Origin of the sequence: Lentzea miocenica (assembly GCF_033949945.1) — a bacterium.
GTDB lineage: Bacteria > Actinomycetota > Actinomycetes > Mycobacteriales > Pseudonocardiaceae > Lentzea > Lentzea miocenica.
On the sequence record NZ_JAXAVW010000019.1, the window covers coordinates 77,479 to 101,745 of the forward strand.

At 68.4% G+C, this 24,267-nt stretch carries 25 protein-coding genes; 10 read left to right on the forward strand and 15 right to left on the reverse strand.

Going from position 1 to position 24,267, the window contains the following annotated elements; translation table 11 throughout:
• Window positions 1–35: 35 nt before the first annotated feature.
• Window positions 36–2,360, reverse strand: coding sequence for a Tex family protein (locus tag SK803_RS23495; protein WP_319968219.1), 2,325 nt, complete (start codon window positions 2,358–2,360; stop codon window positions 36–38).
• A 48-nt stretch (window positions 2,361–2,408) separates the two neighbouring features.
• Here SK803_RS23495 and SK803_RS23500 point away from each other — a divergent pair, with 48 nt between their 5' ends.
• The 6 genes from SK803_RS23500 (at window position 2,409) to SK803_RS23525 (ending at window position 9,212) form a co-directional block, all read left to right on the forward strand.
• Complete coding sequence (locus SK803_RS23500; protein WP_319968220.1) at window positions 2,409–3,500, forward strand: alkaline phosphatase family protein; 1,092 nt, start codon at window positions 2,409–2,411, stop codon at window positions 3,498–3,500.
• An 11-nt stretch (window positions 3,501–3,511) separates the two neighbouring features.
• Window positions 3,512–4,372, forward strand: a complete 861-nt coding sequence (locus SK803_RS23505; protein ID WP_319968221.1) for a patatin-like phospholipase family protein — start codon at window positions 3,512–3,514, stop codon at window positions 4,370–4,372.
• Between the two features lie 252 nt (window positions 4,373–4,624).
• A complete protein-coding gene (locus SK803_RS23510; protein WP_319968222.1) occupies window positions 4,625–6,760 on the forward strand; it encodes a discoidin domain-containing protein in 2,136 nt (711 codons plus the stop codon).
• Window positions 6,761–6,818: 58 nt separating this feature from the next.
• Window positions 6,819–7,394, forward strand: a complete 576-nt coding sequence (locus tag SK803_RS23515; protein ID WP_319968223.1) for an RNA polymerase sigma factor — start codon at window positions 6,819–6,821, stop codon at window positions 7,392–7,394.
• Window positions 7,391–8,254 carry a hypothetical protein gene (locus SK803_RS23520; RefSeq protein WP_319968224.1) on the forward strand — a complete coding sequence of 288 codons (864 nt, stop codon included), beginning with the start codon at window positions 7,391–7,393 and terminating at the stop codon, window positions 8,252–8,254. The genes SK803_RS23515 and SK803_RS23520 overlap by 4 nt, the downstream gene beginning before the upstream one ends.
• 43 nt (window positions 8,255–8,297) lie before the next feature.
• Entirely contained in the window at window positions 8,298–9,212 is a 915-nt protein-coding gene (locus SK803_RS23525; RefSeq protein WP_319968225.1) for an alpha/beta fold hydrolase, read from the forward strand.
• On the opposite strand, the gene SK803_RS23530 is transcribed toward SK803_RS23525, so the two are convergent.
• Both SK803_RS23530 and SK803_RS23535 read right to left on the reverse strand, forming a co-directional pair.
• Entirely contained in the window at window positions 9,122–9,592 is a 471-nt protein-coding gene (locus SK803_RS23530; RefSeq protein WP_319968226.1) for a hypothetical protein, read from the reverse strand. The genes SK803_RS23525 and SK803_RS23530 overlap by 91 nt on opposite strands.
• An 83-nt stretch (window positions 9,593–9,675) precedes the next feature.
• Window positions 9,676–11,235 carry a WS/DGAT/MGAT family O-acyltransferase gene (locus tag SK803_RS23535; RefSeq protein WP_319968227.1) on the reverse strand — a complete coding sequence of 520 codons (1,560 nt, stop codon included), beginning with the start codon at window positions 11,233–11,235 and terminating at the stop codon, window positions 9,676–9,678.
• 222 nt (window positions 11,236–11,457) lie between these two features.
• Here SK803_RS23535 and SK803_RS23540 point away from each other — a divergent pair, with 222 nt between their 5' ends.
• Window positions 11,458–12,279 carry an esterase/lipase family protein gene (locus SK803_RS23540; RefSeq protein WP_319968228.1) on the forward strand — a complete coding sequence of 274 codons (822 nt, stop codon included), beginning with the start codon at window positions 11,458–11,460 and terminating at the stop codon, window positions 12,277–12,279.
• Window positions 12,280–12,429: 150 nt separating this feature from the next.
• Here SK803_RS23540 and SK803_RS23550 read toward each other — a convergent pair whose 3' ends face one another.
• Together SK803_RS23550 and SK803_RS23555 are read right to left on the reverse strand one after the other, a co-directional pair.
• Window positions 12,430–13,824 (reverse strand): glycoside hydrolase family 28 protein, encoded by a 1,395-nt coding sequence (locus tag SK803_RS23550; RefSeq protein ID WP_319968229.1) that lies wholly within the window; start codon window positions 13,822–13,824, stop codon window positions 12,430–12,432.
• Window positions 13,825–13,900: 76 nt separating this feature from the next.
• Entirely contained in the window at window positions 13,901–14,902 is a 1,002-nt protein-coding gene (locus SK803_RS23555; RefSeq protein WP_319968230.1) for a helix-turn-helix domain-containing protein, read from the reverse strand.
• A 95-nt stretch (window positions 14,903–14,997) separates the two neighbouring features.
• On the opposite strand from SK803_RS23555, the gene SK803_RS23560 reads away from it, so the two are divergent.
• The gene (locus SK803_RS23560) at window positions 14,998–15,876 is read left to right on the forward strand and encodes an alpha/beta hydrolase (RefSeq protein ID WP_319968231.1); all 879 of its coding nucleotides are present in this window, start codon (window positions 14,998–15,000) and stop codon (window positions 15,874–15,876) included.
• Window positions 15,873–16,829 carry a serine hydrolase domain-containing protein gene (locus tag SK803_RS23565; RefSeq protein ID WP_319968232.1) on the forward strand — a complete coding sequence of 319 codons (957 nt, stop codon included), beginning with the start codon at window positions 15,873–15,875 and terminating at the stop codon, window positions 16,827–16,829. Before SK803_RS23560 ends, SK803_RS23565 begins: the two co-directional genes overlap by 4 nt.
• Here SK803_RS23565 and SK803_RS23570 read toward each other — a convergent pair.
• Both SK803_RS23570 and SK803_RS23575 read right to left on the reverse strand, forming a co-directional pair.
• Window positions 16,805–17,722: a hypothetical protein gene (locus tag SK803_RS23570; protein ID WP_319968233.1), complete on the reverse strand. Its 918-nt coding sequence runs from the start codon at window positions 17,720–17,722 to the stop codon at window positions 16,805–16,807. The two genes, SK803_RS23565 and SK803_RS23570, sit on opposite strands and share 25 nt — an antisense overlap.
• Window positions 17,723–17,733: 11 nt before the next feature.
• The gene (locus SK803_RS23575) at window positions 17,734–18,702 is read right to left on the reverse strand and encodes a DUF2332 family protein (RefSeq protein ID WP_319968234.1); all 969 of its coding nucleotides are present in this window, start codon (window positions 18,700–18,702) and stop codon (window positions 17,734–17,736) included.
• A gap of 103 nt (window positions 18,703–18,805) precedes the next feature.
• Between SK803_RS23575 and SK803_RS23580 the strand changes: the two genes are divergently transcribed.
• Window positions 18,806–19,564, forward strand: coding sequence for an enoyl-CoA hydratase/isomerase family protein (locus tag SK803_RS23580; protein ID WP_319968235.1), 759 nt, complete (start codon window positions 18,806–18,808; stop codon window positions 19,562–19,564).
• A gap of 19 nt (window positions 19,565–19,583) precedes the next feature.
• Here the strand turns inward: SK803_RS23580 and SK803_RS23585 are convergent, their stop codons facing one another.
• The 8 genes from SK803_RS23585 to trxA all read right to left on the reverse strand — a co-directional run bounded on the left by SK803_RS23585 (window position 19,584) and on the right by trxA (window position 24,189).
• The gene (locus SK803_RS23585) at window positions 19,584–20,183 is read right to left on the reverse strand and encodes an MBL fold metallo-hydrolase (protein WP_319968236.1); all 600 of its coding nucleotides are present in this window, start codon (window positions 20,181–20,183) and stop codon (window positions 19,584–19,586) included.
• Complete coding sequence (locus SK803_RS23590; protein ID WP_319968237.1) at window positions 20,183–21,271, reverse strand: S-(hydroxymethyl)mycothiol dehydrogenase; 1,089 nt, start codon at window positions 21,269–21,271, stop codon at window positions 20,183–20,185. The genes SK803_RS23585 and SK803_RS23590 overlap by 1 nt, the downstream gene beginning before the upstream one ends.
• Before the next feature lie 30 nt (window positions 21,272–21,301).
• A complete protein-coding gene (locus SK803_RS23595) occupies window positions 21,302–21,820 on the reverse strand; it encodes a VOC family protein (RefSeq protein ID WP_319968238.1) in 519 nt (172 codons plus the stop codon).
• A gap of 38 nt (window positions 21,821–21,858) precedes the next feature.
• Window positions 21,859–22,707 (reverse strand): chorismate transformation enzyme, FkbO/Hyg5 family, encoded by an 849-nt coding sequence (locus SK803_RS23600; RefSeq protein WP_319968239.1) that lies wholly within the window; start codon window positions 22,705–22,707, stop codon window positions 21,859–21,861.
• Between the two features lie 75 nt (window positions 22,708–22,782).
• Entirely contained in the window at window positions 22,783–23,052 is a 270-nt protein-coding gene (locus SK803_RS23605) for a DUF4235 domain-containing protein (RefSeq protein ID WP_319968240.1), read from the reverse strand.
• A complete protein-coding gene (locus tag SK803_RS23610; protein ID WP_319968241.1) occupies window positions 23,049–23,369 on the reverse strand; it encodes a DUF3618 domain-containing protein in 321 nt (106 codons plus the stop codon). The genes SK803_RS23605 and SK803_RS23610 overlap by 4 nt, the downstream gene beginning before the upstream one ends.
• On the reverse strand, window positions 23,366–23,755 hold the full coding sequence (locus SK803_RS23615) for a phage holin family protein (RefSeq protein ID WP_319968242.1): 390 nt from the start codon (window positions 23,753–23,755) through the stop codon (window positions 23,366–23,368). Before SK803_RS23615 ends, SK803_RS23610 begins: the two co-directional genes overlap by 4 nt.
• Before the next feature lie 53 nt (window positions 23,756–23,808).
• Window positions 23,809–24,189 (reverse strand): thioredoxin, encoded by a 381-nt coding sequence (gene trxA, locus SK803_RS23620; protein ID WP_319968243.1) that lies wholly within the window; start codon window positions 24,187–24,189, stop codon window positions 23,809–23,811.
• Window positions 24,190–24,267: the final 78 nt, after the last annotated feature.

Sequence of the window (24,267 nt, forward strand, 5' to 3'; positions counted from 1 at the left end):
CCTCCCGACGCCGGGAGGGGCCTCTTTCGTTGGATCTACTTGCCGAATCCGGCCTTGCGGAGCGCGTCCGCCATCGACCCGCTGGCCGCCGGCGGCGCGGAGCGGTTCTGGCCGCCGCGCTGAGGCTGCCCGCCGCGCTGCTGAGGCCGGCGGTCCCGGCCGCCGCCCCCGCCCTGCTGCTTCGGGGCGGGCTTGCCCGGTTCGTCGGTCAGGCGCAGCGTCAGGCCGATCCGCTTGCGGGCCTCGTCGACCTCCAGCACCTTCACCCGCACCACGTCACCGGACTTCACGACGTCGCGCGGGTCCTTCACGTAGGTGTTGGACAGGGCGGAGATGTGCACGAGACCGTCCTGGTGCACGCCGATGTCCACGAACGCGCCGAACGCGGCCACGTTCGTCACGACGCCCTCCAGCACCATGCCGGGCTTGAGGTCGGCGATCTTCTCGACGCCGTCCGCGAAGGTCGCCGTCTTGAACGCCGGGCGCGGGTCGCGTCCCGGCTTCTCGAGCTCCTTCAGGATGTCCGTGACGGTGGGCAGACCGAACTGCTCGTCCACGAACTTCTCCGGCCGCAGCTTCGTCAGCACGGCCGTGTTGCCGATCAGCTCGGCGCCCGCCTCCTGCTGCATCTTCCGCACGACCGGATACGCCTCGGGGTGCACCGACGAGGCGTCCAGCGGCTCGTCGCCGTCCCGGATCTTGAGGAAGCCCGCGCACTGCTCGAACGCCTTGGGGCCGAGCCGCGCCACGTCCTTCAACGCCTTGCGGGACCTGAACGGACCGTTGGCGTCGCGGTGCAGCACGATGTTCTCCGCGAGACCGGCGGTGATGCCGGAGACGCGGCTCAGCAGCGGCACGGACGCGGTGTTGAGATCCACGCCGACCGCGTTCACGCAGTCCTCGACCACGGCGTCCAGCGAGCGCGACAGCTTCGCCTCGGCCAGGTCGTGCTGGTACTGGCCGACGCCGATGGACTTCGGGTCGATCTTCACCAGCTCGGCCAGCGGGTCCTGCAGCCGGCGCGCGATGGACACCGCGCCGCGGATCGACACGTCGAGCCCCGGCAGTTCCGCGGACGCGTAGGCGGAGGCCGAGTAGACCGACGCGCCCGCCTCGGACACCACGATCTTGGTGAGCTTGAGCTCCGGGTGGCGCTTGATCAGGTCGGCCGCCAGCTTGTCCGTCTCGCGCGACGCCGTGCCGTTGCCGATCGCGATCAGGTCGACGTTGTGCTGCTTGGCCCACACCGCGAGCTTGGCGATCGACTCGTCCCAGCGGTTCGCGGGCACGTGCGGCTGGATGACGCCGTGCGCGACGACCTTGCCGGTGGCGTCGACGATCGCGACCTTCACGCCGGTGCGGTAACCGGGGTCGAGACCCATCGTGGCGCGCGTGCCGGCCGGGGCGGCCAGCAGCAGGTCGCGCAGGTTCGAGGCGAACACCTTCACGGCCTCGTCCTCGGCGAACTGGCGCAGGCGGCCGCGCAGGTCGATGCCCAGGTGGACGAGGATCCGGGTCCGCCACGCCCAGCGCACGGTGTCGGTGAGCCACTTGTCACCGGGGCGGCCGCGGTCGTCGATCCCGAAGCGGGAGGCGATGCGCACCTCGAACGACGAGGGGCCCTCCTCCTTCGGCTCCTCCGGCTCCAGGACGAGGTCGAGGACCTCCTCCTTCTCGCCGCGGAACAGCGCCAGGATGCGGTGCGACGGCAGCTTGGAGAAGGGCTCGTCGAACTCGAAGTAGTCGGCGAACTTGGCGCCCTCGGTCTCCTTGCCCTCGCGGACCTTGGAGACGACCCTGCCGCGCGTCCACATCTGTTCGCGCAGGTCACCGATGAGGTCGCCGTCCTCGCCGAACCGCTCGACCAGGATGGCCCGCGCGCCCTGCAGGGCGGCCGCCGCGTCGGCGACCTCCTTCTCGGCGTTGACGAACTTCGCGGCTTCCTCCTGCGGGTTCAGCCCCGGATCAGCCAGCAGCGCGTCGGCCAGCGGTTCGAGACCGGCCTCCCGTGCGATCTGGGCCTTCGTGCGGCGCTTCGGCTTGTACGGGAGGTAGATGTCCTCGAGCCGCGCCTTGGAGTCGGCGGCGAGGATCTGCGCTTCGAGCGCCTCGTCGAGCTTGCCCTGTTCGCGAATCGAGGTGAGAACCGCCGCGCGGCGCTCCTCCAGCTCGCGCAGGTAGCCGAGCCGCTCCTCGAGCGTGCGCAGCTGCGCGTCGTCGAGACCGCCGGTCGCCTCTTTGCGGTATCGGGCGACGAACGGGACGGTCGAGCCGCCGTCGAGCAGTTCGACCGCGGAGCTCACCTGCCCCGCGGCCACGCCGAGCTCGTCAGCGATCTTCTGGTGGATGAGCGTTGTCACAGCGCGCCATTCTGCCCGCTGTCCGATTCGACGTGGCACGGTGTCCTCGTGACCATCGCCGAGGTCGTTCCGTCTTTGCTGTCGGGCCTGGAAGTGCCGGGTGCCGACAACACGCTGAACCTGCCGGTCGCCCGGCGTGTCGTGCTGCTCCTCGTCGACGGACTGGGCCACGAACTGCTGCGCGCGCACGCCGAGCACGCTCCGTTCCTGTCGTCGCTGCCCGGCCGGGAGATCTCCGTCGGTTTCCCGTCGTCGACCGCGACCAGCCTCGCCTCGATCGGGACCGGGCTGCTCTCGGGTGAGCACGGCATCGTCGGCTACACGTTCGCGGTCGGGGACGAGGTGCTCAACTCGCTGACCTGGTCGCGGGCCGACGACCGGCACCACGACCTGCGCAAGACGCTCGTGCCCGAGGTCGTGCAGCCGCACCCGACCCTGTTCGAACGCGCGGCGGCGGCCGGTGTCGCGGTCAGCGCGGTCGCCCCGCTGTTCCACCGGGGCAGCGGTCTCACCAGGGCCGTGCTGCGCGGCTCGTGGTTCCGCGGCGCGGCGGGGTTCGGCGACCTCGCCCTCGGTGCTCTGGCGGCCATCGCGGAGGACCGTTCGTTCTGCTACGCCTACCACGCCGACCTCGACACCATCGGGCACCTCTACGGGCCGGGTTCCGAGGAGTGGCTGCTGCAGCTGGAGTTCATCGACGCGCTGGCGTCCAGGATCGCCGCGCGCATGCCGCCGGACTCGCTGCTCGCCGTCACGGCGGACCACGGCATGATCACCGCGGGCGAGCGGATCGACTTCGACACCGAACCCCTGCTGTGGCAGGGAGTCCGGGTGATCGCGGGAGAACCTCGGGTGCGGTACCTGCACACCGCGAGCGACGAGGTCCTGGACGTGTGGCGCGAGTACCTCGGCGACCGCGCGGACGTGCTGGCGCGGGACGACGCGGTGGACGCCGGGTGGTTCGGCCCGATCAGCCCGCTGGCCGTGGACCGCATCGGAGACGTCGTGGTGGCGATGAAGAAGTCCGCGGTGGTCGTGCGCAGTCAGGCGGAGCCCATGTGGACCGGCATGCGCGGCTTCCACGGATCGCGCACGCACCAGGAAACGGCGATTCCGGTGCTCTTCCACGTCTCGCCTTAGGATCATCCGACGTGACGATCGAACTCCCCGGACCCGTCGCCTTCGTGCTGGGCGGCGGCGGAAGCCTCGGCGCCTCGCAGGTCGGCATGCTGCGCGCGCTGCACGAACACGGCATCAAGCCCGACCTGGTCGTCGGCACGTCCGTGGGCTCGGTCAACGGCTCGCTGCTGGCGCTGGACCCGGAGAAGGCCGCGGAACGGCTCGCGGTGATGTGGGAGGGCATGACGCGCCAGCGGGTGTTCCCCGGTGGCCCCATCGCGCAGCTGAGGTCGTTGCGCACCAACAAGACCTACCTGTTCCCGAACACCGGCCTGGCCTCCGTGCTGGCCGACGGTCTCGACGGGAGCACGTTGTTCGAGGAGCTGACGCTGCCGTTCGGCGCGGTGTCGGTGGACTGCGTGACCGGTGAGGCGGTCAACATCACCGAGGGCGAGCTGGTCCCGGCGATCATGGCCAGCGCGGCGATTCCCGGTGTGTACCCGCCGGTCCGCATCGGTGAGCGGGTCCTCTACGACGGCGGTGTGCTGGCGAACGTGCCGATCCGGCAGGCGCTCGCTATGGGCGCGAAGTCGTTGGTGGTGCTGGACTGCGCGTTCCCTGGTCACCTGCCGACGGTGCCGGAGACGCTCGCCGAGACCCTGCTGTTCTGGGCGACCCTGGGCATGCGCAACCAGGCCGTGCTGGAGGTCGAGCTCGCCTCGCAGCACGCGCCCGTGCTGTACCTGCCGGGGCCGCCGGTGCAGGCCGTGACGCCGCTGGACTTCTCGCACACCGCGGAACTGGTCGAGGCCTCCTACCTGGCCTCGACCACGTTCCTGACGACGCTGGAGATCGCCGGTGCGGGGTTGTACGGGCATCCGTCACACGGATAGCGCCGCTGCGAACCGGCTGGCGGGGCGCGGCAGGCCGTAGTGCCTCGTGACCGGGATCGGTCGGCTCTTCAAGCGGGATGAGCGTTAGACATCGGCTCGTTTGGAGCCTTTATCGATTCGGTTCGGCATGTAAACGTGTCATACCTCCGAGGACCTCTTGAACTCGCGCAGCCAGGTGGCGTAGACCAGTGCGCGGTAACACCGAGCACGTCTTCCTACCGCCGCGGGGAGCGTCCACCAGGAGGCTGGCTCGTGCGCAAAACGTTGCGTCGTCTCGGCGTGTTGATGACCGCCGCTCTGCTCGTTGTCGGCGTGAGCTCTCCGGCGCGTGCCGAGGTGCTGCATCCGCGGCAGGACTGGCTGCGGGCGTCCACCTCGGGGTTGTTCCTGCACTGGGGAATGCGGACGAGTCCGGGCTACACCAGTTGCAGCGCTTGGGAGGCCGCCGTCACGAACGGCGGTTGGACCGCGAAGTACTGGGTGGACGAGGCGAAGAAGTTGCACGCGCAGTACCTGGTGCTGGCGTCCTTCCACAGCAGGCTCGGGTATGCGCGGGCGTGGCCCTCGGCGATTCCCGGTAGTTGTGCGACGAAGCGGGACTTCCTCGGTGAGCTGATCGATGCGGCATCAGCCGAGGGGTTGAAGGTCATCAACTACATGACCGACGACCCGCAGTGGCACAACGAGGGCGGGCACGAGTGGCTCGACTCGGCCGGGTACTCGAAGTACAAGGGCAAGACGGTCAACCTGCAGGAACGGCCCGGTTTCGGGCAGTTCAGCTACGACAACTTCGTCGAGGTCATGCAGCGGTACCCGAAGCTCGCAGGGTTCTGGATCGACAACGACAACGCCTACTGGGAGCAGAACGGCCTGTACGAGCGGATCCGGCGTGATCGTCCGGACATGGTCCTCAGCAACAACAACGAGGACACGGCGATCATGGACACGATCAGCAACGAGCAGAAGACCGGCATGACCCCGAACTACGACTACCCGCAGGCGGTCTACACGGCGGCGCCGCGGTTGATCGAGGCGTGCTTCAAGCTGCCGAGCAGCGGCGCGTGGTGGTACTCCGGCAGCAACTCCGCGGTCGACTACAAGCTGACGCTGGGGCGGCTGATCACCAACGCCGGCAGCGACGTCAAGGCGCTGATGGCCGAGACCGCGATGGTCAACGGCAAGTTTCCGGGGAACCAGGCTTCCTTCAACAACTTCACGAACACCTACCTCGGCGACATCTGGGAGTCGATCGGCGGCACGTACGGCGGCGGCTACCTCAACGGCGGGCTCAAGCCGGGTTTCTGGAACGACGGCGCGCACGGCGTCACGACCGTGTCCAAGGCCAACCCGAACCAGCACTACGTCCACGTGATCACCAAGCCGTCCGGCAGCACGTTGAAGGTGCGGGACAACGGATACAAGGTCAGCCGTGTCACGAACCTGCGCACGGGTGCCGCGGTGAGCTGGTCCCAGGCAGGCGGCACGATCACGCTCAGCGGTATCTCCAGCTGGGACCAGTACGACACCGTGTTCAAGGTCGAGACCGCCGGGCGCGAAGGAGTCATCCCGCCGTCGACGTACACGATGAGCGCGTCGGCCTCGGGTTCCGGCCACCCGGCCTCGCACGCGGCCGATGGCAATTACCAAACCTATTGGGACGCAACGGGTGCGGGCACCGTGTCGTTGCGCTTCGACCTGGGCTCGGCGAAGAAGGTCTCGTACGTCGCGCTGAACCAGCGCGAGGACTCGACGACGTATCCGTCCTCAAATTCGGCGCGCATCAAGAACTACAACGTCTACACGTCCAACGACGGTTCCAATTGGACGAACGTGAAGTCCGGATCGCTGGCGAACCACCGCGGTGTGCAGTTCATCGACCTGCCGGCGAACACCACGGCGCGCCACATCCGGGTGGAGAAGACGTCCACGCAGGGCAAGGCGCAGCTGCGGATCGACGAGGCGTGGCTCGGCTCCGCCCACCCCGGCGCCGGCGGCGGCGAGCCCACCCCGGAGACGCGGTTCGAGGCCGAGAACGGCGTTGTGTCGCAAGGAGTCGTGGAGTCGAACCACGCCGGGTTCTCCGGCAGCGGGTTCGTCAACTACGACAACGTCGCGGGATCCGCGGTCGAGTTCAAGGTGCGATCCGAGACTGCCGGGCCGAAGCAGGTGACGCTGCGGTTCGCCAACGGCACGGCGGTGAACCGGCCGCTCGACATCACGGTCAACGGCCAGCTCGCCGTGGACGAGCAGTCGTTCGCGGGCACCGGCGCGTGGACGACCTGGCAGTCGGTGACCGTGACGCTGAACCTCGAAGCCGGCGAGAACACCGTCAGGGCCACCGCGACGACCGCGAACGGCGGCCCGAACCTCGACTACCTGGAGATCTGAGCCGCGCGCCGCGTAAAACTGGTGCCAACACACACGCGGCGGGCGGACACGAACAGGTATGACAACCGAAGACCCTGACGACCGCGCGTTGTGGTCGCAGGCCGCTGGGGGCAGTGCGCGTGCCTTCGGGGTGCTGTTCGACCGGCACGCGAAGGCGGTCTACAACCACTGCTTCAGGTTGACCGCGTCCTGGGCCGAGGCCGAGGACCACCTGCAGGCCACGTTCCTGCTGGCCTGGCGCAAGCGTGCGGAGGTGCGGCTGGAACGCGAGTCGGCGTTGCCGTGGCTGCTCACGGTGGCGGCGAACGTGGTGCGCAACGACCAGCGGTCACTGATGCGGCGGCTCAAGAACGTGCGGCGGGTCGGCGAGGAGCGGCCGGTGCCCGATCACGCTGACCAGGTGGTGGAGCGGCTTGACGACCAGCGGCAGATGAAGGAGCTGCTCAAGGTCGTGGCGAAGCTGCCGCGCAACGAGCGTGAGGCGCTCGCGCTGTGCGTGTGGTCCGGGGTGTCGTACGCGGATGCCGCGGCGGTGCTCGGCATCACCGAGGGCAGTGTGCGGGCGCGGGTCAGCAGGGCCAAGTCGAAGCTCCAGCAGCACCGCGAGCTCGTGCACACCGGGGAGGACCGATGACCAGCATGCTTCCACCCACTCGCGACCTGCCTCCCGGCCGTCACACGCAGATCCGCGCCGAGCTCGAACGAGCGGTCAGTGGCCGCCGCCGGTTGTCCCAGCTCACGGTGCCGATCCTCGCCGCCGCTGCCGCGGTGGCCGTCGTGGCGGCGGGCGTGGTGCTGCTCAGGCCAGGTCCGACGGAGCACGTGCCGGCCGTCCACATCACCACGTCCCCGACGTCCGCACCGGCGGTGCGCGACACCTTCGGCCTCACGCCGGAGCGGATCGAGGCGATCGAGCAGGGCTGTGCCACGGCCGAGAACATGTCCGGCAAGCCGACGATGTACCAGTTCGGTCGCGAAGACGCAGGTCCGTGGGCGTTGGTCTACACCGACCGGGCCGTCGTGTCGTGCGATCTCGGCCGCGGTGGAGTGGAGTACTACACGTTCCGTCCCAGCGAGGTCTTCATCAACTGGCTGCCGGGACACTTCTCCGTGGACGTGGTCAGCAGTGCTCTTGGCGGCGATGTCACCTCGTCCATCCCGGAGCTGGCGGGCGCCCCCGGCTACCGCGTCGTCGCGGGTCGCGTCGACTCGTCCGTCGCCCGGATCACCTACCGGGCGGAGGAGGGCAGGACGGTGGAGGCCAAGATCGTCAACGGCACCTATGTCGCTCGCATCGCCTACCCGTCGAACTGGGGCCCCGGCGCGCAGAACGTCCCCATGGAGGTGCGGGCCTACGACGCGGCCGGCAACCTGCTCGGAACCAACGCCGAGCTGGCCGGCACCTGCTACTACGCCCCGGACACCAAGGATGTCGTCCATGGCGAGCAGGGCGTCTCGGCGGACAGGTGCAAGCCCGCGACACCGTGGCGCTAACGGGGGCTACCAGCCGGTAGCGTCAACCGACATACTGGTTGGTATGACGACTGTGGCGAACTTCGGCGGCACCAGCCACTACGCGGACCTCGACGGGCCCGTGCACTGGGTCGACTTCGGCGGACCGGAAGACGGTCCCCGGATGGTCCTGGTGCACGGGCTCGGCGGCTCGCACCTGAACTGGGCGCTGCTGGCGCCGTTGCTCGCGCGGAAGGCGCGCGTGGTGGCCGTCGACCTCGCCGGGCACGGTCTGACCAACCCGGAGGGCCGCCAGACCACGGTCCAGGCCAACGCGGCGCTGCTCGGCCGGTTCGTCGAAGAAGTCGTCGGCGAACCGGTGATCCTGGTCGGCAACTCGATGGGCGGGATGATCTCCCTGTTCCACACCGCCTACAACCCCGGCCTGGTCAGGGGTCTGGTGCTGGTCGATCCCGCGCTGCCGATGGTGTTCGGGACGCGGCCGGACCCGACGATGATCGGCACGTTCTTCATGTACTCGGTGCCCGGTCTGGGGGAGCGGTTCCTGGCCAGGGCGAAGACCGCATCGGCCCGTGCGCAGGTCGACCGCCTGCTGGAACTGGTCTGTGCGGACCCGTCGGGCATCCCAGAGGAGCTCAAGCAGGCCTCGGAGCACCTGATCGGCGAGCGCGCGAAGGTGCGGGGGCTGGACGCGGCGTTCCTGGCGGCCGCGCGCAGCACCGTGTTCACGACGTCCAAGCGCGGCGCCTACTTCGCGGCGATGGCCAAGGTGCGAGTGCCGGTGTTCCTGATGAGCGGCGACCGGGACCGGCTGGTCAACGTCGCCGCGGCCCGGTACGTGGCCCGCAGGCACCCGCACTGGCGCTACGACGAGTACGCGGGCATCGGTCACGTGCCCCAGATGGAGATCCCCGAGGTCGTGTCCCGGAGGGTCTTGGACTGGATGGACGCCAACCGCTTGAGCACCTCCGCGAGCTGACCGAGCGTGAGCCGCTCCCGCAGGACGGGGGCGGCTCCGGTCAGCACGAAGTGGTCGTCGAGCTGCTCGACGCCGGTCAGCTGGATGCCGCGCGGTAGTTCGGGCACGGCGAACACGCGGGCCGGCAGCCACTTGTGCAGCCGCACGTGCAGCTCTGTGCCGACCAACTGGACGGTCAGCGGGAACCAACTGACCGGTTGTAACTCCGGAATGTCCGAAAAGTTCACCTCGACGCGGAACTCCACGGGGGACGACACCAGCACCGCGGGCGGGTTCACGTGGACGTCCCGGCACACGACGGTCGCGCGGCGAGCACGCCAGCGCGACCATCGCACGTCCTCCAGCTCGATGCGGACGTCGTCGACCTGACCGAGCGCCAAACCGACGGCGCCCAGCCGTGCGTCGAGTCCTACTACGGTCAGCTGCAGGTCGTGCGCGCCTGCTTGAACCGTCAGTTCGTGTCTCAGGCTGTGGTCTCCGGCTTCACGCCGTTCGTCGCCGCCTTGGACGTCGCGCGGACGGCACGCGGCTTGGGGGCGGGCTTGGCGGCTGCGGGCTTGGCTGCGGCGGGCTTCGCGGCAGCGGGCTTGGCGGCAGGCTTCACCGCGACCTTCTCTGAGGCCTTCGCGGCCGCCTTCTCCTCGGCCTCGGCGGCCAGGGCGACCATCTCGTCGAAGCCGGCGCGGATGCCGTCGGCGAGCAGCTGGACGTCCGGCACGCCGTCGAAGTCGGCGTTGATGCCGAAGGTGAACCTGTCCAGATAGGAGAAGATGCCGACGGTGATCCGGATCGTGGAGGCGATCGGCACGTACGGGAACATCTCCACCAGCGGGCGGCCGAGCATGTAGAGCGGGATGCGCGGGCCGGGCACGTTCGTGGTGACGGTCTGCAGGATCTGCTGCGGGAACCGCATCGCGGTCCGCGAGCCCAGCGCCATCAGCGTCGGCGCGGCGAAGTTCGACAGGTTCGTGATGACGTCCGCACCGGCGGCCTGGCGGGAGCTCTTCAGGTCGTCCATCTGCGCGCGGATCGACGCGAGGCGCTTGACCGGGTCCGCCTCGCCGACCGGCAGGTTCACCAGCACGGCGCTGACGCGGTTGTTCAGCTCGTTGTGCTGGTCGGACTTGCGCATCGACACGGGCACCATGGTCCGCACGACCATGCCCTCGGTCAGCTCGCCGCGCTTCTCCAGCAGGTCCCGGAAACCACGCGTGATGGCCGTGAGGATGACGTCGTTGACCGTGCCACCGGCGGCCTTGCGAACCTGTTTGATCTCAGCCAGGTTCGCGCGCGCCCACACCCAACGGCGGTGCGGCCCGATAGGACCGTTGAGCGACGTCGCGGCACGCGTGACCAAACGACGCGCGGTACCGGGAAGCGAACCGAGAACCGTCTTGCCGAAGTCCACGATCTCGTTGAGGGACCGCATGTTCCGCGCTAGAGCGGGCAACGCGGAGAGGTGCTGCACGGGCGTGACCACCGCGTCACGCACACCGTCGACCACCAGATCGAGCGTCGACGGCTGCGGCGCCGGCTTCCACTCCTTCGGCTCCGGCAGCGCGCTCTCCTTCTTGAAGTCCAGGATGAGCTGCAGCATGTCCGAACCGGACACTCCGTCGATCATGCAGTGGTGGACCTTGGAGATGATCGCCCAGCGACCACCCTCCAGGCCCTCGACCAGCCAGGCCTCCCACAGCGGCTTCTTGTCGTCGAGCTTCTGCGCGAAGATCCGGCCCGCGAGGTTGCGCAGCTGGTCCTCCCCGCCCGGCGACGGCACCGCGGTGTGGCGCACGTGGTAGAGGATGTTGAAGTGGTCGTCGTCGACCCAGACCGGACGGCCGACGTGGAACGGCAGTGCCTTCACCTTCTGCCGGTAGCGGGGGACCTGGTCCAGCCGCGACACGAAGAGACGGATCACGTCCCCGTAAGACGGCGCCGGGCCGTCGAAAACCAGGACGGAGCCCACGTGCATCGGCACGTTCTCGTCCTCGATGAAGTAGAAGCTGGCGTCCAAACTGCTCATCCGATCCACTCGAAAAATGGTAGAGGAGCTTTGCGTCTGAATCGACGTCCATGCAGGTGAGAGGCACTGCACAGGTGTGAGGTTGCCAACGTGTTACCTGGACGTGGCGAATCGAGACTCGAAAGTACTGGCGAAAAGATCGTTCACGAAACATCATGGACTCACTGGGCAACGCCGCCCAGGGACGCCGGCTCGGGGTTGTCGACGTGTGGGGAGGCTCCTATGTCTGCCGTACCTTCGGACGAGGTCTTCGACTTCGCTGCTGCTGCTCCTCCCCTGCACCTCGTCAGAGGAAGCGCGCCCGGACTGTTCTGGTACCTCACCGAACCCACCCGCTGCGCGCTCGACGTGAGCGAGTTCGTCGCCACGCGTTCGATGCTGCGCGGTGCACCGTCGGGTGACGGTCACCCGGTGCTGGTGTTCCCCGGCCTCGGCGCCGCGGACTCGTCGACCGTGATGCTGCGCCGGTTCCTGTCCGGCCTGGGCTATCAGGTGAACCCGTGGGGCCTTGGCCGCAACATCGGGCCGACCCGCAAGGCCGTGGACGGCATGCACGCCTTGGTGAAGAAGGTTTCCGACGCTTACGGCGGACCGGTCTCCATCGTGGGCTGGTCGCTGGGCGGGATCTTCGCGCGCGAGATGGCGCGGGACCACCCGCACCGCGTGCGCCAGGTGATCACGCTCGGGTCGCCGTACAACATGAGCGATCCCGTGCAGTCCCGGGCGATGCCGGCGTTCGCCCTGTTCTCGCGGCTGCACATCCCGAAGGACGAGTTCCCGCCGCTGGAGTCGACGCGGCCGCCGATCCCGGTGCCCGCCACGTCGATCTACTCCAAAACGGACGGGATCGTGTCCTGGGAGTCGTGCATCGAGGAACCGGGGCCGCGCAAGGAGAACGTCCAGGTGTCGTCCTCGCACCTGGGATATGGCTTCAACAGCACCGTTTTGTGGGTGGTCGCTGACCGGCTGGCACAGGCGGAGGGCACGTGGGCGCCCTTCGCCGCGCCGCCCGGAATGGCGCGGATGTACCCGCGGGCCGCGTGACGTACTAGCAGGGCCTCGGGACCAAATCGCGATCCCGCCGGACTCGATCGCCCGCGCCATCGCGTTCGCGATCGAGCAGCCGGCCGACGTCGACGTGAACGAGATCGCCGTGCGACCGGCTGCCCAGGGCTAGTTGTTCAGAGCCAGGAACTACTTCGTCATCGGCTTGCCGTTCGCCGTGACGTTGGTGAACTTCAGGCCGTCGACGTTCTTGACGGTGTTGGTGGTGGAGCTGACGGTGAACTTGGAGTCCCGCAGCTCCAGCCCCTTCACGTGCTCCTGCGACAGGCCGGACACGTCGAGGACCTTGGAAGCCTTGGTGCTGCTGCAGTTCGACACGTAGAAGGGGCCGAACTTCGGTACGTTGCCGCCCGTCTGCGAGTTGTACGTCGTGGTGACGTAGACGAAGGCGCGCGCGAACGTGCCGGAAACGCTGTCCAGGTTGATGTTCTGCGAGAAGCCGCCGCGCTTGGTGTTCGACTTGACGTACAGCGCGAACTTGGTGGCGTTGACGCAGTTGAGCTTGTAGCCGTAGACGTTGCGGATGCCGCCGGTCTGCTCGGAGCCGCACGTGATGGCGCCCCAGTTGCCGTTCATGCGGCAGTTGACGACGACGAGGTTCTGGCACGGCACGTTGACGCGCCGGCCGTCCTCGTCGCGGCCGGACTTGATGGCCACGTTGTCGTCGTGCGCGCCGAGATCGCTGTTGGAGATCACGACGTGGTCGCACGATTCCGGGTCGCACGCGTCCGTGTTGTTGGCGGAGGTCGTGGGGTCGGTGTGCACGTCGTCGACCGTGACGCTCTTGCACAGCGTGGGATGGATCTGCCAGAACTTCGGGTTCTTCAGCGTGACGCCCTGGATCAGCACGGTGTCGCACGAGTAGGGCTCGATGAACGTCGAGCGCATGTTCTTGCCGGAACCCGGAACCACCCGCTTCTCCGGTGGGGTTCCCTTGGCCACCAACGACTCCAGGTACGAGCGGTCGCTGCCCTTGTTCCACGAACCGGTGGCGCCCGCGTCGAGCGTGCCCTTGCCGGTCAGCGCGATGTTGGTCTGCTTGTACGCGTAGACCATGGGGGAGCGGTTCATGCACTCGATGCCCTCGTAGCGCGTGAGCACCGTGGGGAACTTCGAGGCGTCGCCGGAGAACTTGAGCAGCACGCCGTCCTCCAGGTGGAAGTCGACGTTGCTCAGCAGGTGGACCGCGCCCGTGACGTAGGTGCCCTTCGGGACGATCACGTGGCCACCACCGGCCGCGTTGCAGGCGGCGATGGCCTTCTTGAACGCTTCGGTGTTGTCGGTCTTGTTGTCGCCCTTGGCGCCGTACGCGGTCGCGTCGAAGTTCTTGTCGGGGAACGACGGGAGCTTCGTGTTGCGCACGATCTCGTTGGCGGCCGGCCAGGGCAGGTCGGGGATCGCTGCCGAGACGACCGCGGTCCGCCGCAGCGGATCAGCGACCGCGGCTCGTGCCAGCACCGGTGTGGCGATGGCGGCCACGACGGTTGACTTCATCAGCAGTCGACGGTTGATCCTGCCGTCCATTCGACGTCCTCTTCCACAGTGAGGCGAACGTGGGTGGCGGCGGTGTTGCAGAAAGACTGTAAACGTTTGCGGCGACTTAGTCGAGGAGCCGGAAGGCGGCCACCGCGAGCTTGACCCGTGCCAGGTCGGTGACCTCCAGAACCTTGCCGATCTGTTCCAGCCGGCGGGAGACGCTGCTGTGGTGCAGGTGCAGCAGATCGGCGGCGCGGCGCAGGGAACCGGTGGCGCAGTAGGCGTCCAACGTCTCCAGGTCGTCGGCGGACAACGCGGCGACCGCGGCCACGTCGGCGTTCGCGCGCAACACGTCCACGGGAACCTGGGCGAGCAGCGCCACTGCTCCGAGGGCGGAGTAGCGGACGACGGGTGTGCGGGCGGTGGTGAAGCGCAGGGCGACCTGGGCCTCTGCCCACGCCTGGGACGGGCACGCGTGAGCACCGACCCCGGCGCGAACGCCCGCGGGGAAGTCACCGAGTTTCGTGGCGAGCAGGACACCCGAACCACCCACCGGGGCCGCTTTCACCAGGTGTGACGGGCATACCAGCGCCGCCACGCGGTCCAGCGGCTTGTCAGTGCGCACCGCGGCGACGTGGATCGGCTGGTCAGGAGCGAAACCGAGCAGCCGCAACGCCCGTGCGCGCCCTGCCGCGTCGCTGTCGGCGCTGATCGCCAGCTCGACCAGCGCGGGATCGGCCATGGTGGTCCTGGCAGGGCCGTACCGCTCGACGACGGCCGCCGCGGCGATCGCCAGCCGGTCCAGCAGCACCTCGTCGAGCGGGAGGACGTCGCCCGCGCGTTCCAGCCAGACCTCGCCGATCTCCTCGTCGTCGAGCGTGATCGGGCTCCGGGAGGACGTCGGGTCCGTCGCCGTGGCCTCGGTGCCGCCCGGCGACATGCGGATCACCTTGCCAGTGCTGTGCAACCGGATCCCGGCGACGCACTCGGCCAGCCCCGCCGAGGCCCGTGCCAGTGCGGCGAGATCGACGCGGCGGCGCATGAGCGTGTCGTAGAAGATCACGACCCTGATCGCGCCCTCGACGTGTGAGTCCAGGTTCGACAGCCGGCTCGCCAACGCTTCCACGTGGACGACGATAGCGACGGATGGCGCGCGACCGGAGCGGATTGCGCGACGCACGTCGGCTGAAGAACGGCAGGGAGATCGTGAGGATGGAACGCATGGATCCCGAGTTGGAAGCGTTCATCCCGTTCTTCCCGAAAGCCGAGCTGACCGACGTGGCGAAGGAACGTGCGGTCCTCGCCGAACTCGCCGCCGGCATCCCCGCCGAGACGGGCGGCATGGAGGTCGAGGACCTGCTGGTGCCCGGCGACCCAGAGGTGCCGGTGCGGATCTACCGGCCGCACGACGCGCACGGCACCGTCATCTGGATGCACGGCGGTGGCTGGTGCATCGGTGACGTGGAGACCGAACACCCGTGGGCGTCCCGGGTTGCCGCACGTTCACAGGCGACCGTCATCTCCGTGGGCTACCGACTGGCGCCGGAGAACCCGTTCCCCGCCGCGCTGGACGACGCGTGGACGGTGTTGCGGTGGGCGCACGAGAACGCCGCGGACCCGGACCTCCTCGCGGTCGCCGGGCACAGCGCGGGCGGTGGGCTGGCCGCGGCGCTGGCGCTGAGGTCACGCGACGAGCAGGGCCCGCCGATCCGGTTCCAGCTGCTGCACCAGCCTGGACTCGACGACCGGCTGACCACCTGGTCGGCGCGGCACTTCACCGAAACGCCCTGGTACAACCGCGCCAAGGCGGGTCAGGCGTGGGCGAACTACCTGGGCGGCCGGCCCGCCACGCCCTACGCGGCCCCTGCCCGCGCCGAGGACCTGTCCGACCTGCCGCCCGCCTACATCGCGAGCGCCGAGTTCTGCCCGAACCGCGACGAGAACATCGCTTACGCGACCAGGCTCATGCAGTCGGACGTGCGGGTCGAGCTGCACCAGTGGCCCGGCACGTTCCACGGTTCGCAGGCACTGCTGTCGGCGGACGTGTCGCAGCGGCAGTTCGCGGAGATCGGCGACGTCCTGCGCCGGGCGCTGGCATGAAGGCCGAGCTGGAGGCGATCCACCACGCCGGAGTCCCGGGAGTGTGGGCGGAGGTGCGGGACAACGGGCACGTGTGGCGCGGCGCCGCCGGCGAGGCAACGCCGGACATGCGGCACCGGGTCGGCAGTGTCACCAAGACGTTCACCGCCGCTGCGATCATGCTGCTGGTCGAGCGCGGCAAGATCGGGCTGGACGTGCCCGTGCACGGCGAGAGCACGGTCCGGATGCTGCTGAACATGACCAGCGGCCTGGCCGACTACCGGTTCCTCGCGTTCCCGTCGCTGCTGGAGGGATCCGCGCAAAGCCTGGAGGACAACCAGTTCCGGCACTTCTACCCGCGCGAGCTGATCAAACTGGGCGTCGACGCGCCCGCTGTTCCTCCCGGCACCTACTCCAACACCGGCTATCTGCTGCTCGGCCGGCTGATCGAGAAGGTCACCGGCATGACGGCCGAGCGGTGGATCACCCGGAACGTCGTCGAACGCGCGGGGTTGCGCAACACGATGTTCCCGACCGGAACGCGCATCGAGGGACCGCACCCGCGGATGTTCGAGGCGCTGTTCGGGCTGCTCGATCCGCCGCGTGACTACAGCGTCTACGACATGTCCTGGGTGGGCGTCTCGGCGTCGCTGATCTCGACCATGGAGGACCTCAACCTCTTCTACGCCGCCCTGCTCGACGGCAAGATCGTGTCGCGGGAGTCGTTGGCGCAGATGAAACTCACCGGCCCGGTGGTCGCCTTCGACGGCTCGACGATCGAGTACGGGCTCGGGTTGCACCGGCACGGCGACTTCTGGGGACACGACGGTTCGGCGTGGGGCGCGGGCACGTGGTCGTTCCACAGCGCGGACGGCAAGCGGCAGGTGTCGCTTGCCGTCAATCTTCAGCGCTGGAACAACAAGGCGATCGATGAGGCGTTGGCGGCGTTTCAGCGGAAGGCGTTGCGCGTGTAGGTCAGGCTGAAGCTGCCCTTGTTGGCGAAGTACCTGTCGATCAGCAACGCCGGGTCGGTGGCCATGTAGCCGCGGTAGATCGCTCCGTCGTTCTGGTCGTCCCAGCCCCACGGCGCGTTGGCGGCGTTGTCCTTGCCGTTGTCACCGCGGAAGGTGCCGAACGACGCGTAGGTCTCGGAGTTGTTGCGACGGGCCCACATGCCGTTCGTTTCGAGCGTGTTCACCAAGCGGTAGTTGACGTTCCGGTCGTTGCCGCCGGACGGCACCTCACCGGTGGCGGCGGGGTGGTAGACGACGCCGTCGCCGCCGGGGAAGTTGTTGCCGTCCCACCGGTAGAGGCCGTGGCCCTTGGCCTCCTGCCGGGTGGCGGGGCGGCCGTTGACCAGCAGCAGCGTGCCGTCGATGGTCTCCGAGCCGTTCTGGAACGGCGACCCGGCGGGCACGTACGAGTAGAAGTCGCTGTGCGCCACGGTGACCGCGGCTTCGAGCTGGCCGAACCCGCTGTCCTTGCGGACGGTCAGCAGCATGCCCTCGAGGTCGTTCTCGTGGGTCCTCGTGCTGAACGGGTCGGGCTGGTCGTCCCAGTCACGCGGGTGGAAGAAGCCGTAGACGATGAACCAGTGCGTCGACGTCTCGACCACCGAGTAGTAGGCGGCGCCGGTGAGTTTCGCGAGCTGGGTCTGGTTCTCCCAGTTGTTCAGGCCGTTCCAGTCGCCGTCGAAGTCCACTGTGGACAGGTAGTCGGCGTCGTAGTCCGAGTCGTCGGTGTCCTGGTGGTGCACCGGCGCCCAGTGGAAGGCCAGGTCGTAGTCCGAGACGGCGGCGTGGGCAGGGGTGGCCAGGGTCGTCGTGAAGAGAGCGACGGCCAGCAGGGTGGCGCGGATCAGTTTCACGACGGCGCACGCTAGCTGTAGATGGTGACCGTCAGCCGTGGGTTTGAGCGAAAATCCATCGACTCGTAGGCAACGCGCGCGAGTGGCATCGAGCCGGCCGCCGCGGTCAGCGTCGTCTCGATCTCGTTCCGTTCGTCCTCGGTGAGGTACGCCCAGAACGAGCTGTGCCAGATCACCGTGTACGTGCCGCGCTCGTCCGGCGGCACGAGGTTCTCGCGCAGCCACCGCCCGGCCGGCGAGCGCTCGACCTTCACGCCGACCTTGGCCGCGAGCTCGATGGCGTCGTCGAGGTCCCACCGCAGCGCGTCGTGCTCCGGCGGGATGAACGAGTGCAGGATCATCGCGTGCTTGGCGTCGCCGGGGTCGCGCGGCTGCAGGTCGCACCCGGCCCGTTCGACGATCTCCAGGTTGGGCGGCTGCGGCCCGACGGCGGCCAGGCGGACCGGCGAGTCCTTGTCGCCCCACTCCCAGCCGAGCCCGAACCAGCGGTAGTGGTCCAGGATCAGGTTGAGGCCGGCGCAGGCGCCGAGTTCGAGCAGCCGGACCTTGGGTGCGCCGATCATGGTCAGGCCGCGGAGCAGGAACCCCGCCGTCTTCGGCTGGTGCTGCTGCACCGTGCGGTCCAGCGCCGCCAGGATCTCGCCCGCGTTCTCGACGATCGCCCGCCGTGCCGCGAGCCACGCCAGCAGCGCCGTCGAGTCGGACTCACCCGCCATCGCCGCGGCGTGCGCACTGGCGAACCGCTGACTCAGTTCCGGCGCTTTCCCTGACAGCATCAGCAACCGCACCCCGGCGAGTGCCTGGATGCCGAACAGCGGGCTGTGCACGGCGCTGTGCGAGCAGAGCAGGTCGGCCACCGGCCCGCCGCGGTCGAGTTCGCTCGCGAGTTCCGAGAGGATGCGCGCGGAGACCGGCGCGCTGGTGCGCAACCGCACCGCGAACGTGCGCAGGGTGGAAGCTCCGATACCGGCCGCGGTCACACTTCCTCCCCTCTTCGGCAAGGGACATTACAAGGGCGTGAACGGGTTCCTCCCCATATGAGACCGGGCGTGGCGCTGGAACGCGCTAGGTATCGTGCGGCACGTGAGCGAGTTCCTGGAGCTGTCCGCGGCCGGTCCGGTCGCCACGTTGACGATCAACCGCCCGGCCAAGCGCAACGCGATGAGCTACGAGATGTGGTCGGCCCTGCCAGGCCTTCTCTCCGGTGTTTCCGCTGATGAGAGCGTCAGGGTGCTGGTCATCCGGGGCGGTGAGCACTTCTCCGCCGGTGCCGACATCGCGGAGTTCTCGACGCTGCGGCGGGGTGCTGAGGGTGCCGCCCACTACGGCGAGGCGGTGCACAACGGGGAACGCGCGATCGCCCAGTTCGACAAGCCGACGATTGCCGCGATTTCCGGTTTCTGTGTCGGCGGTGGGTGCGAGATCGCCCTGGCTTGCGACATTCGGGTGGCGTCTGCGGATGCGCGATTCGGCATCACGCCCGCGAAACTCGGCATCGTTTACAACTTCACGTCCACCAAGGCGCTCGTGGACGCGGTCGGGCCGGCGTGGGCGAAGCAGATCCTGTTCTCGGCGGATTTGATCGACGCTTCGACGGCGCTGCGGATCGGGCTCGTGAACGAGGTCGTGGAGTCCTTGGACGCGCGCGTGAAGGAACTGTCCGAACAGATCGCCGGGCGGGCGCAGGTGAGCGTCAGGGGCGCCAAGAAGATCGTCAACTCGATCACCGAGGGCGGGCACGAGGACGACTTCGTGCGGGCGCTGTACGCGGAGGCCGCCTCCAGCGCCGACTACGCGGAAGGCGTGTCGGCGTTCCTGGAGAAGCGGCCCCCGCGGTTTTGAGACGCAGCGGTTCCAGCGTCTAGAACACCTCTGCGGCGATCGTGGTGTCCGCGCCGTGGCCCGTGTGCACCACGGTGTCGCCGGGAAGCGTCAGCAGCTTCTCGCGGATGGACTTCTCGATCGTCGGCCGGTCCGAGAACGACCGCCCGGTCGCGCCCGGTCCGCCCTGGAACAGCGTGTCCCCGGTGAACACCGCACCGAGCGACGGCACGTAGAAGCACACGGCGCCGGGCGAGTGACCCGGCGTGTGGAGCACCTCGATCCGTTCGCCGGCGACGGTGAGCACCTGGCCGTCTTCCAGCGCCTGGTGCGGGATGACGCCGGTGTGCGTCAACGACCAGACGATGTGGTCGTCCTGGTGCAGAGCCAACGGCGCACCCGTGGCGTGCGCGAGATCCGGCGCGACACGGACGTGGTCATCGTGAGCGTGGGTCAGGAGGATCGCCACGACCTTCCGGCCGTCGACGACCTTGAGGATCGCGTCGACATCATGCGGTGCGTCGATGACAACGCACTCGTTGCTGTCCCCGATGACCCACACGTTGTTGTCGACGTCGAAGGTCTCGCCGTCCAGCGAGAAGGTGCCGGACGTGACGGTGTGGTCTACACGAAGCGACATCAGAAGACCACGACCGATCGCAGGACCTCACCGTGGTGCATCTTCTCGAAGGCCGCTTCCACGCCGTCGAGCGGGATCTCCTCGCTGACGAACGCGTCCAGGTCGAACCGGCCCTGCTGGTACAGGTCGACCAGCATCGGGAAGTCGCGCGTGGGCAGGCAGTCGCCGTACCACGAGGACTTCAGCGAGCCGCCGCGCGAGAAGAAGTCGATCAGCGGCATCTCGAGCCGCATGTCCGGTGTCGGCACGCCCACCAGGACCACGGTTCCGGCCAGGTCGCGGGCGTAGAAGGCCTGCTTCCACGTCTCGGGACGGCCGACGGCGTCGATCACCACGTCCGCGCCGAACGAGTCGGTCAGCCGCTGGATCTCGGTCACCACGTCGTCGACGTCGCGCACGTTGATGGTGTGCGTCGCGCCGAAACCCTTGGCCCACTCCAGCTTTCGCGGGTCGGTGTCCACGGCGATGATCTTCGCGGCACCGGCGATGCGGGCGCCCGCGATGGCGCCGTCGCCGACACCGCCGCAGCCGATCACGGCCACCGAGTCGCCGCGCGAGACGCCGCCGGTGTTGATGGCGGCGCCGACGCCTGCCATCACACCGCAGCCCAGCAGACCGACCGCCGCCGCACGCGCGGACGGGTCGACCTTCGTGCACTGTCCTGAGTGGACCAAGGTCTTCTCGACGAACGCGCCGATGCCCAGTGCGGGCGAGAGCTTCGTGCCGTCGACCAGGGTCATCGGCTGTGAGGCGTTGAACGTCGAGAAGCAGTACCAGGGCTTGCCGCGCTTGCACGCACGGCAGGTGCCGCAGACCGCGCGCCAGTTCAGCACGACGAAGTCGCCGGGCTCCAGGTCGGTGACACCGGCACCGACGGACTCCACGACACCCGCGGCCTCGTGGCCCAGCAGGAACGGGAACTCGTCGTTGATGCCGCCCTCGCGGTAGTGCAGGTCGGTGTGGCAGACGCCGCACGCCTGGATCTTCACCACGGCCTCGCCGGGACCGGGATCGGGCACCAGCACCGAGGTCAGTTCGACGGGTTGGCCCTTGCCGCGGGCCACGATGCCCTTGACCTCTTGCGCCACGCTGGGACTCCGTTCCGACTCGAAATCAGATCACTTGATCAGGGTCGTGCCTTCGAACTCGCCGAGCTTCTCCCGGTAGAACTCAATCCCTACACCGTTGGGGTCGCGGATGTACAGGCTGTCCTCGACGCCGCGGTCGGGGCCCAGGTACTCGACGCCGCCCTCGTCCAGCTTGGACTTGATCTCGTCGAACCGCTCGGGGGAGATGGACAGCGCCAAGTGCTGCACGGCGCCGATCGTCTCCATGAACGCGGGGTGGTCGTGACCGGGGAAGTCGAAGAACCCCAGCAGGTTCTTGTTGCCGAGGTCGAAGAAGAAGTGGCTGGAGCCGCGGTAGTCGCGGTTCTCCACCAGCTCGACCAGCGGGAAGCCGAGGAACTCCTGGTAGAAGCGGATCGTCTCCTCGACGTCCTTGCAGATCAACGCGATGTGGTGCACGCCCTGGGTGGGCGAGCCACCCCGTTCGTCGAGCGGCTTCACGAACTGCTCGCGCAGCTCGTCGCGCTTGGCCCTGATGGCTTCGAGCTCGGCACCCTCTGGCTGTGGCATGTGAGCCAGAATAGTTGAGTGTTCAAGCGTTCGCAGGCCTACCCGGCGACGCCCTCGAACTCCACCGCGCGGTCCTCCGGCAGCAGTGTGGCCTGGAGGTGTGCCACGCTCGTCCCGAGGGCCAGACGTGCGTCCGGCAGAAGAAGATCACCCGGATGCTGCGCGTAGATCTTCAGCGACGTGATGTCGTGCAGGCCGAATCCGTCGTCGACGCCCCAGTTCGCCAGGTTCACGGCGCTCATCAGGTCCTCGGCGTCGTCCAGCGACGGCGCGGAGAAGTAGAGCCGCCCGTTCAGGTAGACGCCGCGGGCACCGCTGGGCGAGATGATCGTGACCGGCTCGCCCGTGCGGCAGGCCAGGAAGTGGAACGCGATGCCGCCGCCACGCGAGCCGACGACGGTGGCGGCGGTCAGGCCGCTCCACGTCACCGGCCGCCGTGCGAACGCCTCGGCCTGGCCCAGCAGGAACTCGCGGTAGATCCGCGGGTTCAGGTCCTGGAGGTAGTTCCACATCCGGAAGACGTGGTGGTAGCCGAGTTTCCCGGCGAGTTCCAGAGCCGCCCGGAACGCGAGCCGCCCCGCGTAGGTGTGCTCGTCGCACGGCGGAATCCGCCCGGCGCAGAACAGGTACTCGCCGTCGTGCGCGTAGGTGATCGCCTTGTGCTCACCGGACTCCACGCTGTGCGCGCTCGTCCAGACCTCGGCGAAGCCGAGACCGGGCTCGGCCAGGTGGACCGTCAGTTCCGGATGCCCGGCTTCCAACACGGGGTTGAAGGACGTGCCGGCGAACCGCACGACACCCAGCCGTGAGCGAGCCGGGTCGTCCGGAACGGCGGTGAGCGGCTCGAACGCCGAGAAGAGCGCACGAGCCCGCAGTTGACGAGTCATCACCGGTCAGATTAAGTCGCGAAACGATTTCGGAGAACCGTCGCGTCTCGTTTCGCCGACTGGATTGAGCAGGACTCAATCCTCTTCGTCGCCGGGCCATTCGCCGGTCAGCTTCTGGAAACTCTTGGCGCCACCGCGGTCGATCGCCGCTTTCACCAGGCCGAAGATAGCTCCCTGCAACGCCGCGGCCAGCAGGACCTCGCGCCAGGTGCGGTTCCTCATCGTGGCGCTCGGCGCTTCTTCGTCGCCCGCCACGAGTTTCCACACCTGACCGAAGATCGCGGTGGCGAGGAAACCTCCCAGCGCGCCGAACAGCATTCCCAGTGGGCGGTACAGGAATTTCATCCGTTCCTCCTGGAAATCTTCCAGATGATGAGGACGAGCGTGATGAGCACGGCCGCGACAGCGGCGGGATGCCGGCGCGCCTTCTCGACCTGCACCGCCACGGGCTCTGGCAGCGAGTCGATGGCGTCGTTGGTGGCCTTGGTCATGGAGTCGATCGCCTCGGTCGTGGCGGTGGCCACCCTGACCTTGGTGTCGTGCGCCTGCTCCTTCACCCGGCCGGGCACGTCGACCTTGTGCGCCAACGCTTCCACGGTCTCACCCAGCTCGCGGCGGGTGCGCTCGACGTCGCGCTGCAGTTCTTCCTTGGGATCGCTCATCGGTGCGCCTTCTCCTTGATCGTCGCGATGTCCTGCTGGACGTTGTCCATCGCCTGCCGCGGCACCGGGGGAGCGGCCTGCTTGACCTGACCCTTGCCCACGAGCGCGAAGATTCCCGCGAACAGCAGAAGGGCGGCCGCGACGATCAACGCGGCCGCCCACGGCGGTACTACGAGCGCCAGCAGCAGGATCAGGCCCGCGACGACGCTGAGCCCGCCCCACCACGCGAACACGCCGGCCGCGCCGAACATCCCGGCGCCGACACCGGCGTGCTTGCCCTTGTCCTTCAGCTCCGCGACCGCGAGACGGATCTCATCGCGCGCGAGCCTGCTCACCTGCTCGGACAGCTGGCTGACCAGCTGTGCGGTCGACGTGTCGGTGTTCATGCACGTCAGGTACCCACACCTCGGCTGGACCAATCAGCGGTCGATCGAGGTGATCAGCCCTGCTGGGCCTGAGCCTCCGCCACCTTGGCGTGGACCTCTTCCATGTTCACCTCGCGCGCCTGCTGGATCAGGTCGTCCAGCGCCTTGCCCGGCAGCGCGCCCGGTTGCGAGAACAGCACGACACCTTCCCGCACGATCATCAGCGTCGGGATCGACCGGATGCCGAACGTGGCCGCGAGCTCCTGCTGCGCCTCCGTGTCGACCTTGCCGAACACGATGTCCTCGTTCTTGTCCGACGCGGCCTCGTAGGTGGGCCCGAACGCACGGCACGGACCGCACCACTCGGCCCAGAAGTCGACCAGGACGATGCCGGAGCCGTCGGAATCGCCGACCACCTCGTCGAAGTTCTCCGTGGTCAGCTCGACCGTCGCCATGTTGGTCCTCCTCGTTTGCTGGGGGCATCCGGACCAACGAACCGGATGCCGATGGAATTCCCCGGGTGCCGCCGGTCA

Excerpts from the sequence above, each read along its gene's own strand:
- SK803_RS23515 (WP_319968223.1), top strand. The coding sequence starts at position 6,819 with ATGACAACCGAAGACCCTGACGACCGCGCGTTGTGGTCGCAGGCCGCT.
- SK803_RS23520 (WP_319968224.1), top strand. The coding sequence starts at position 7,391 with ATGACCAGCATGCTTCCACCCACTCGCGACCTGCCTCCCGGCCGTCAC.
- SK803_RS23525 (WP_319968225.1), top strand. The coding sequence starts at position 8,298 with ATGACGACTGTGGCGAACTTCGGCGGCACCAGCCACTACGCGGACCTC.
- SK803_RS23535 (WP_319968227.1), bottom strand. The coding sequence starts at position 11,235 with ATGAGCAGTTTGGACGCCAGCTTCTACTTCATCGAGGACGAGAACGTG.
- SK803_RS23540 (WP_319968228.1), top strand. The coding sequence starts at position 11,458 with ATGTCTGCCGTACCTTCGGACGAGGTCTTCGACTTCGCTGCTGCTGCT.
- SK803_RS23550 (WP_319968229.1), bottom strand. The coding sequence starts at position 13,824 with ATGGACGGCAGGATCAACCGTCGACTGCTGATGAAGTCAACCGTCGTG.
- SK803_RS23560 (WP_319968231.1), top strand. The coding sequence starts at position 14,998 with ATGGATCCCGAGTTGGAAGCGTTCATCCCGTTCTTCCCGAAAGCCGAG.
- SK803_RS23565 (WP_319968232.1), top strand. The coding sequence starts at position 15,873 with ATGAAGGCCGAGCTGGAGGCGATCCACCACGCCGGAGTCCCGGGAGTG.
- SK803_RS23585 (WP_319968236.1), bottom strand. The coding sequence starts at position 20,183 with ATGTCGCTTCGTGTAGACCACACCGTCACGTCCGGCACCTTCTCGCTG.
- SK803_RS23595 (WP_319968238.1), bottom strand. The coding sequence starts at position 21,820 with ATGCCACAGCCAGAGGGTGCCGAGCTCGAAGCCATCAGGGCCAAGCGC.
- SK803_RS23600 (WP_319968239.1), bottom strand. The coding sequence starts at position 22,707 with ATGACTCGTCAACTGCGGGCTCGTGCGCTCTTCTCGGCGTTCGAGCCG.
- SK803_RS23605 (WP_319968240.1), bottom strand. The coding sequence starts at position 23,052 with ATGAAATTCCTGTACCGCCCACTGGGAATGCTGTTCGGCGCGCTGGGA.
- SK803_RS23610 (WP_319968241.1), bottom strand. The coding sequence starts at position 23,369 with ATGAGCGATCCCAAGGAAGAACTGCAGCGCGACGTCGAGCGCACCCGC.
- SK803_RS23615 (WP_319968242.1), bottom strand. The coding sequence starts at position 23,755 with ATGAACACCGACACGTCGACCGCACAGCTGGTCAGCCAGCTGTCCGAG.
- trxA (WP_319968243.1), bottom strand. The coding sequence starts at position 24,189 with ATGGCGACGGTCGAGCTGACCACGGAGAACTTCGACGAGGTGGTCGGC.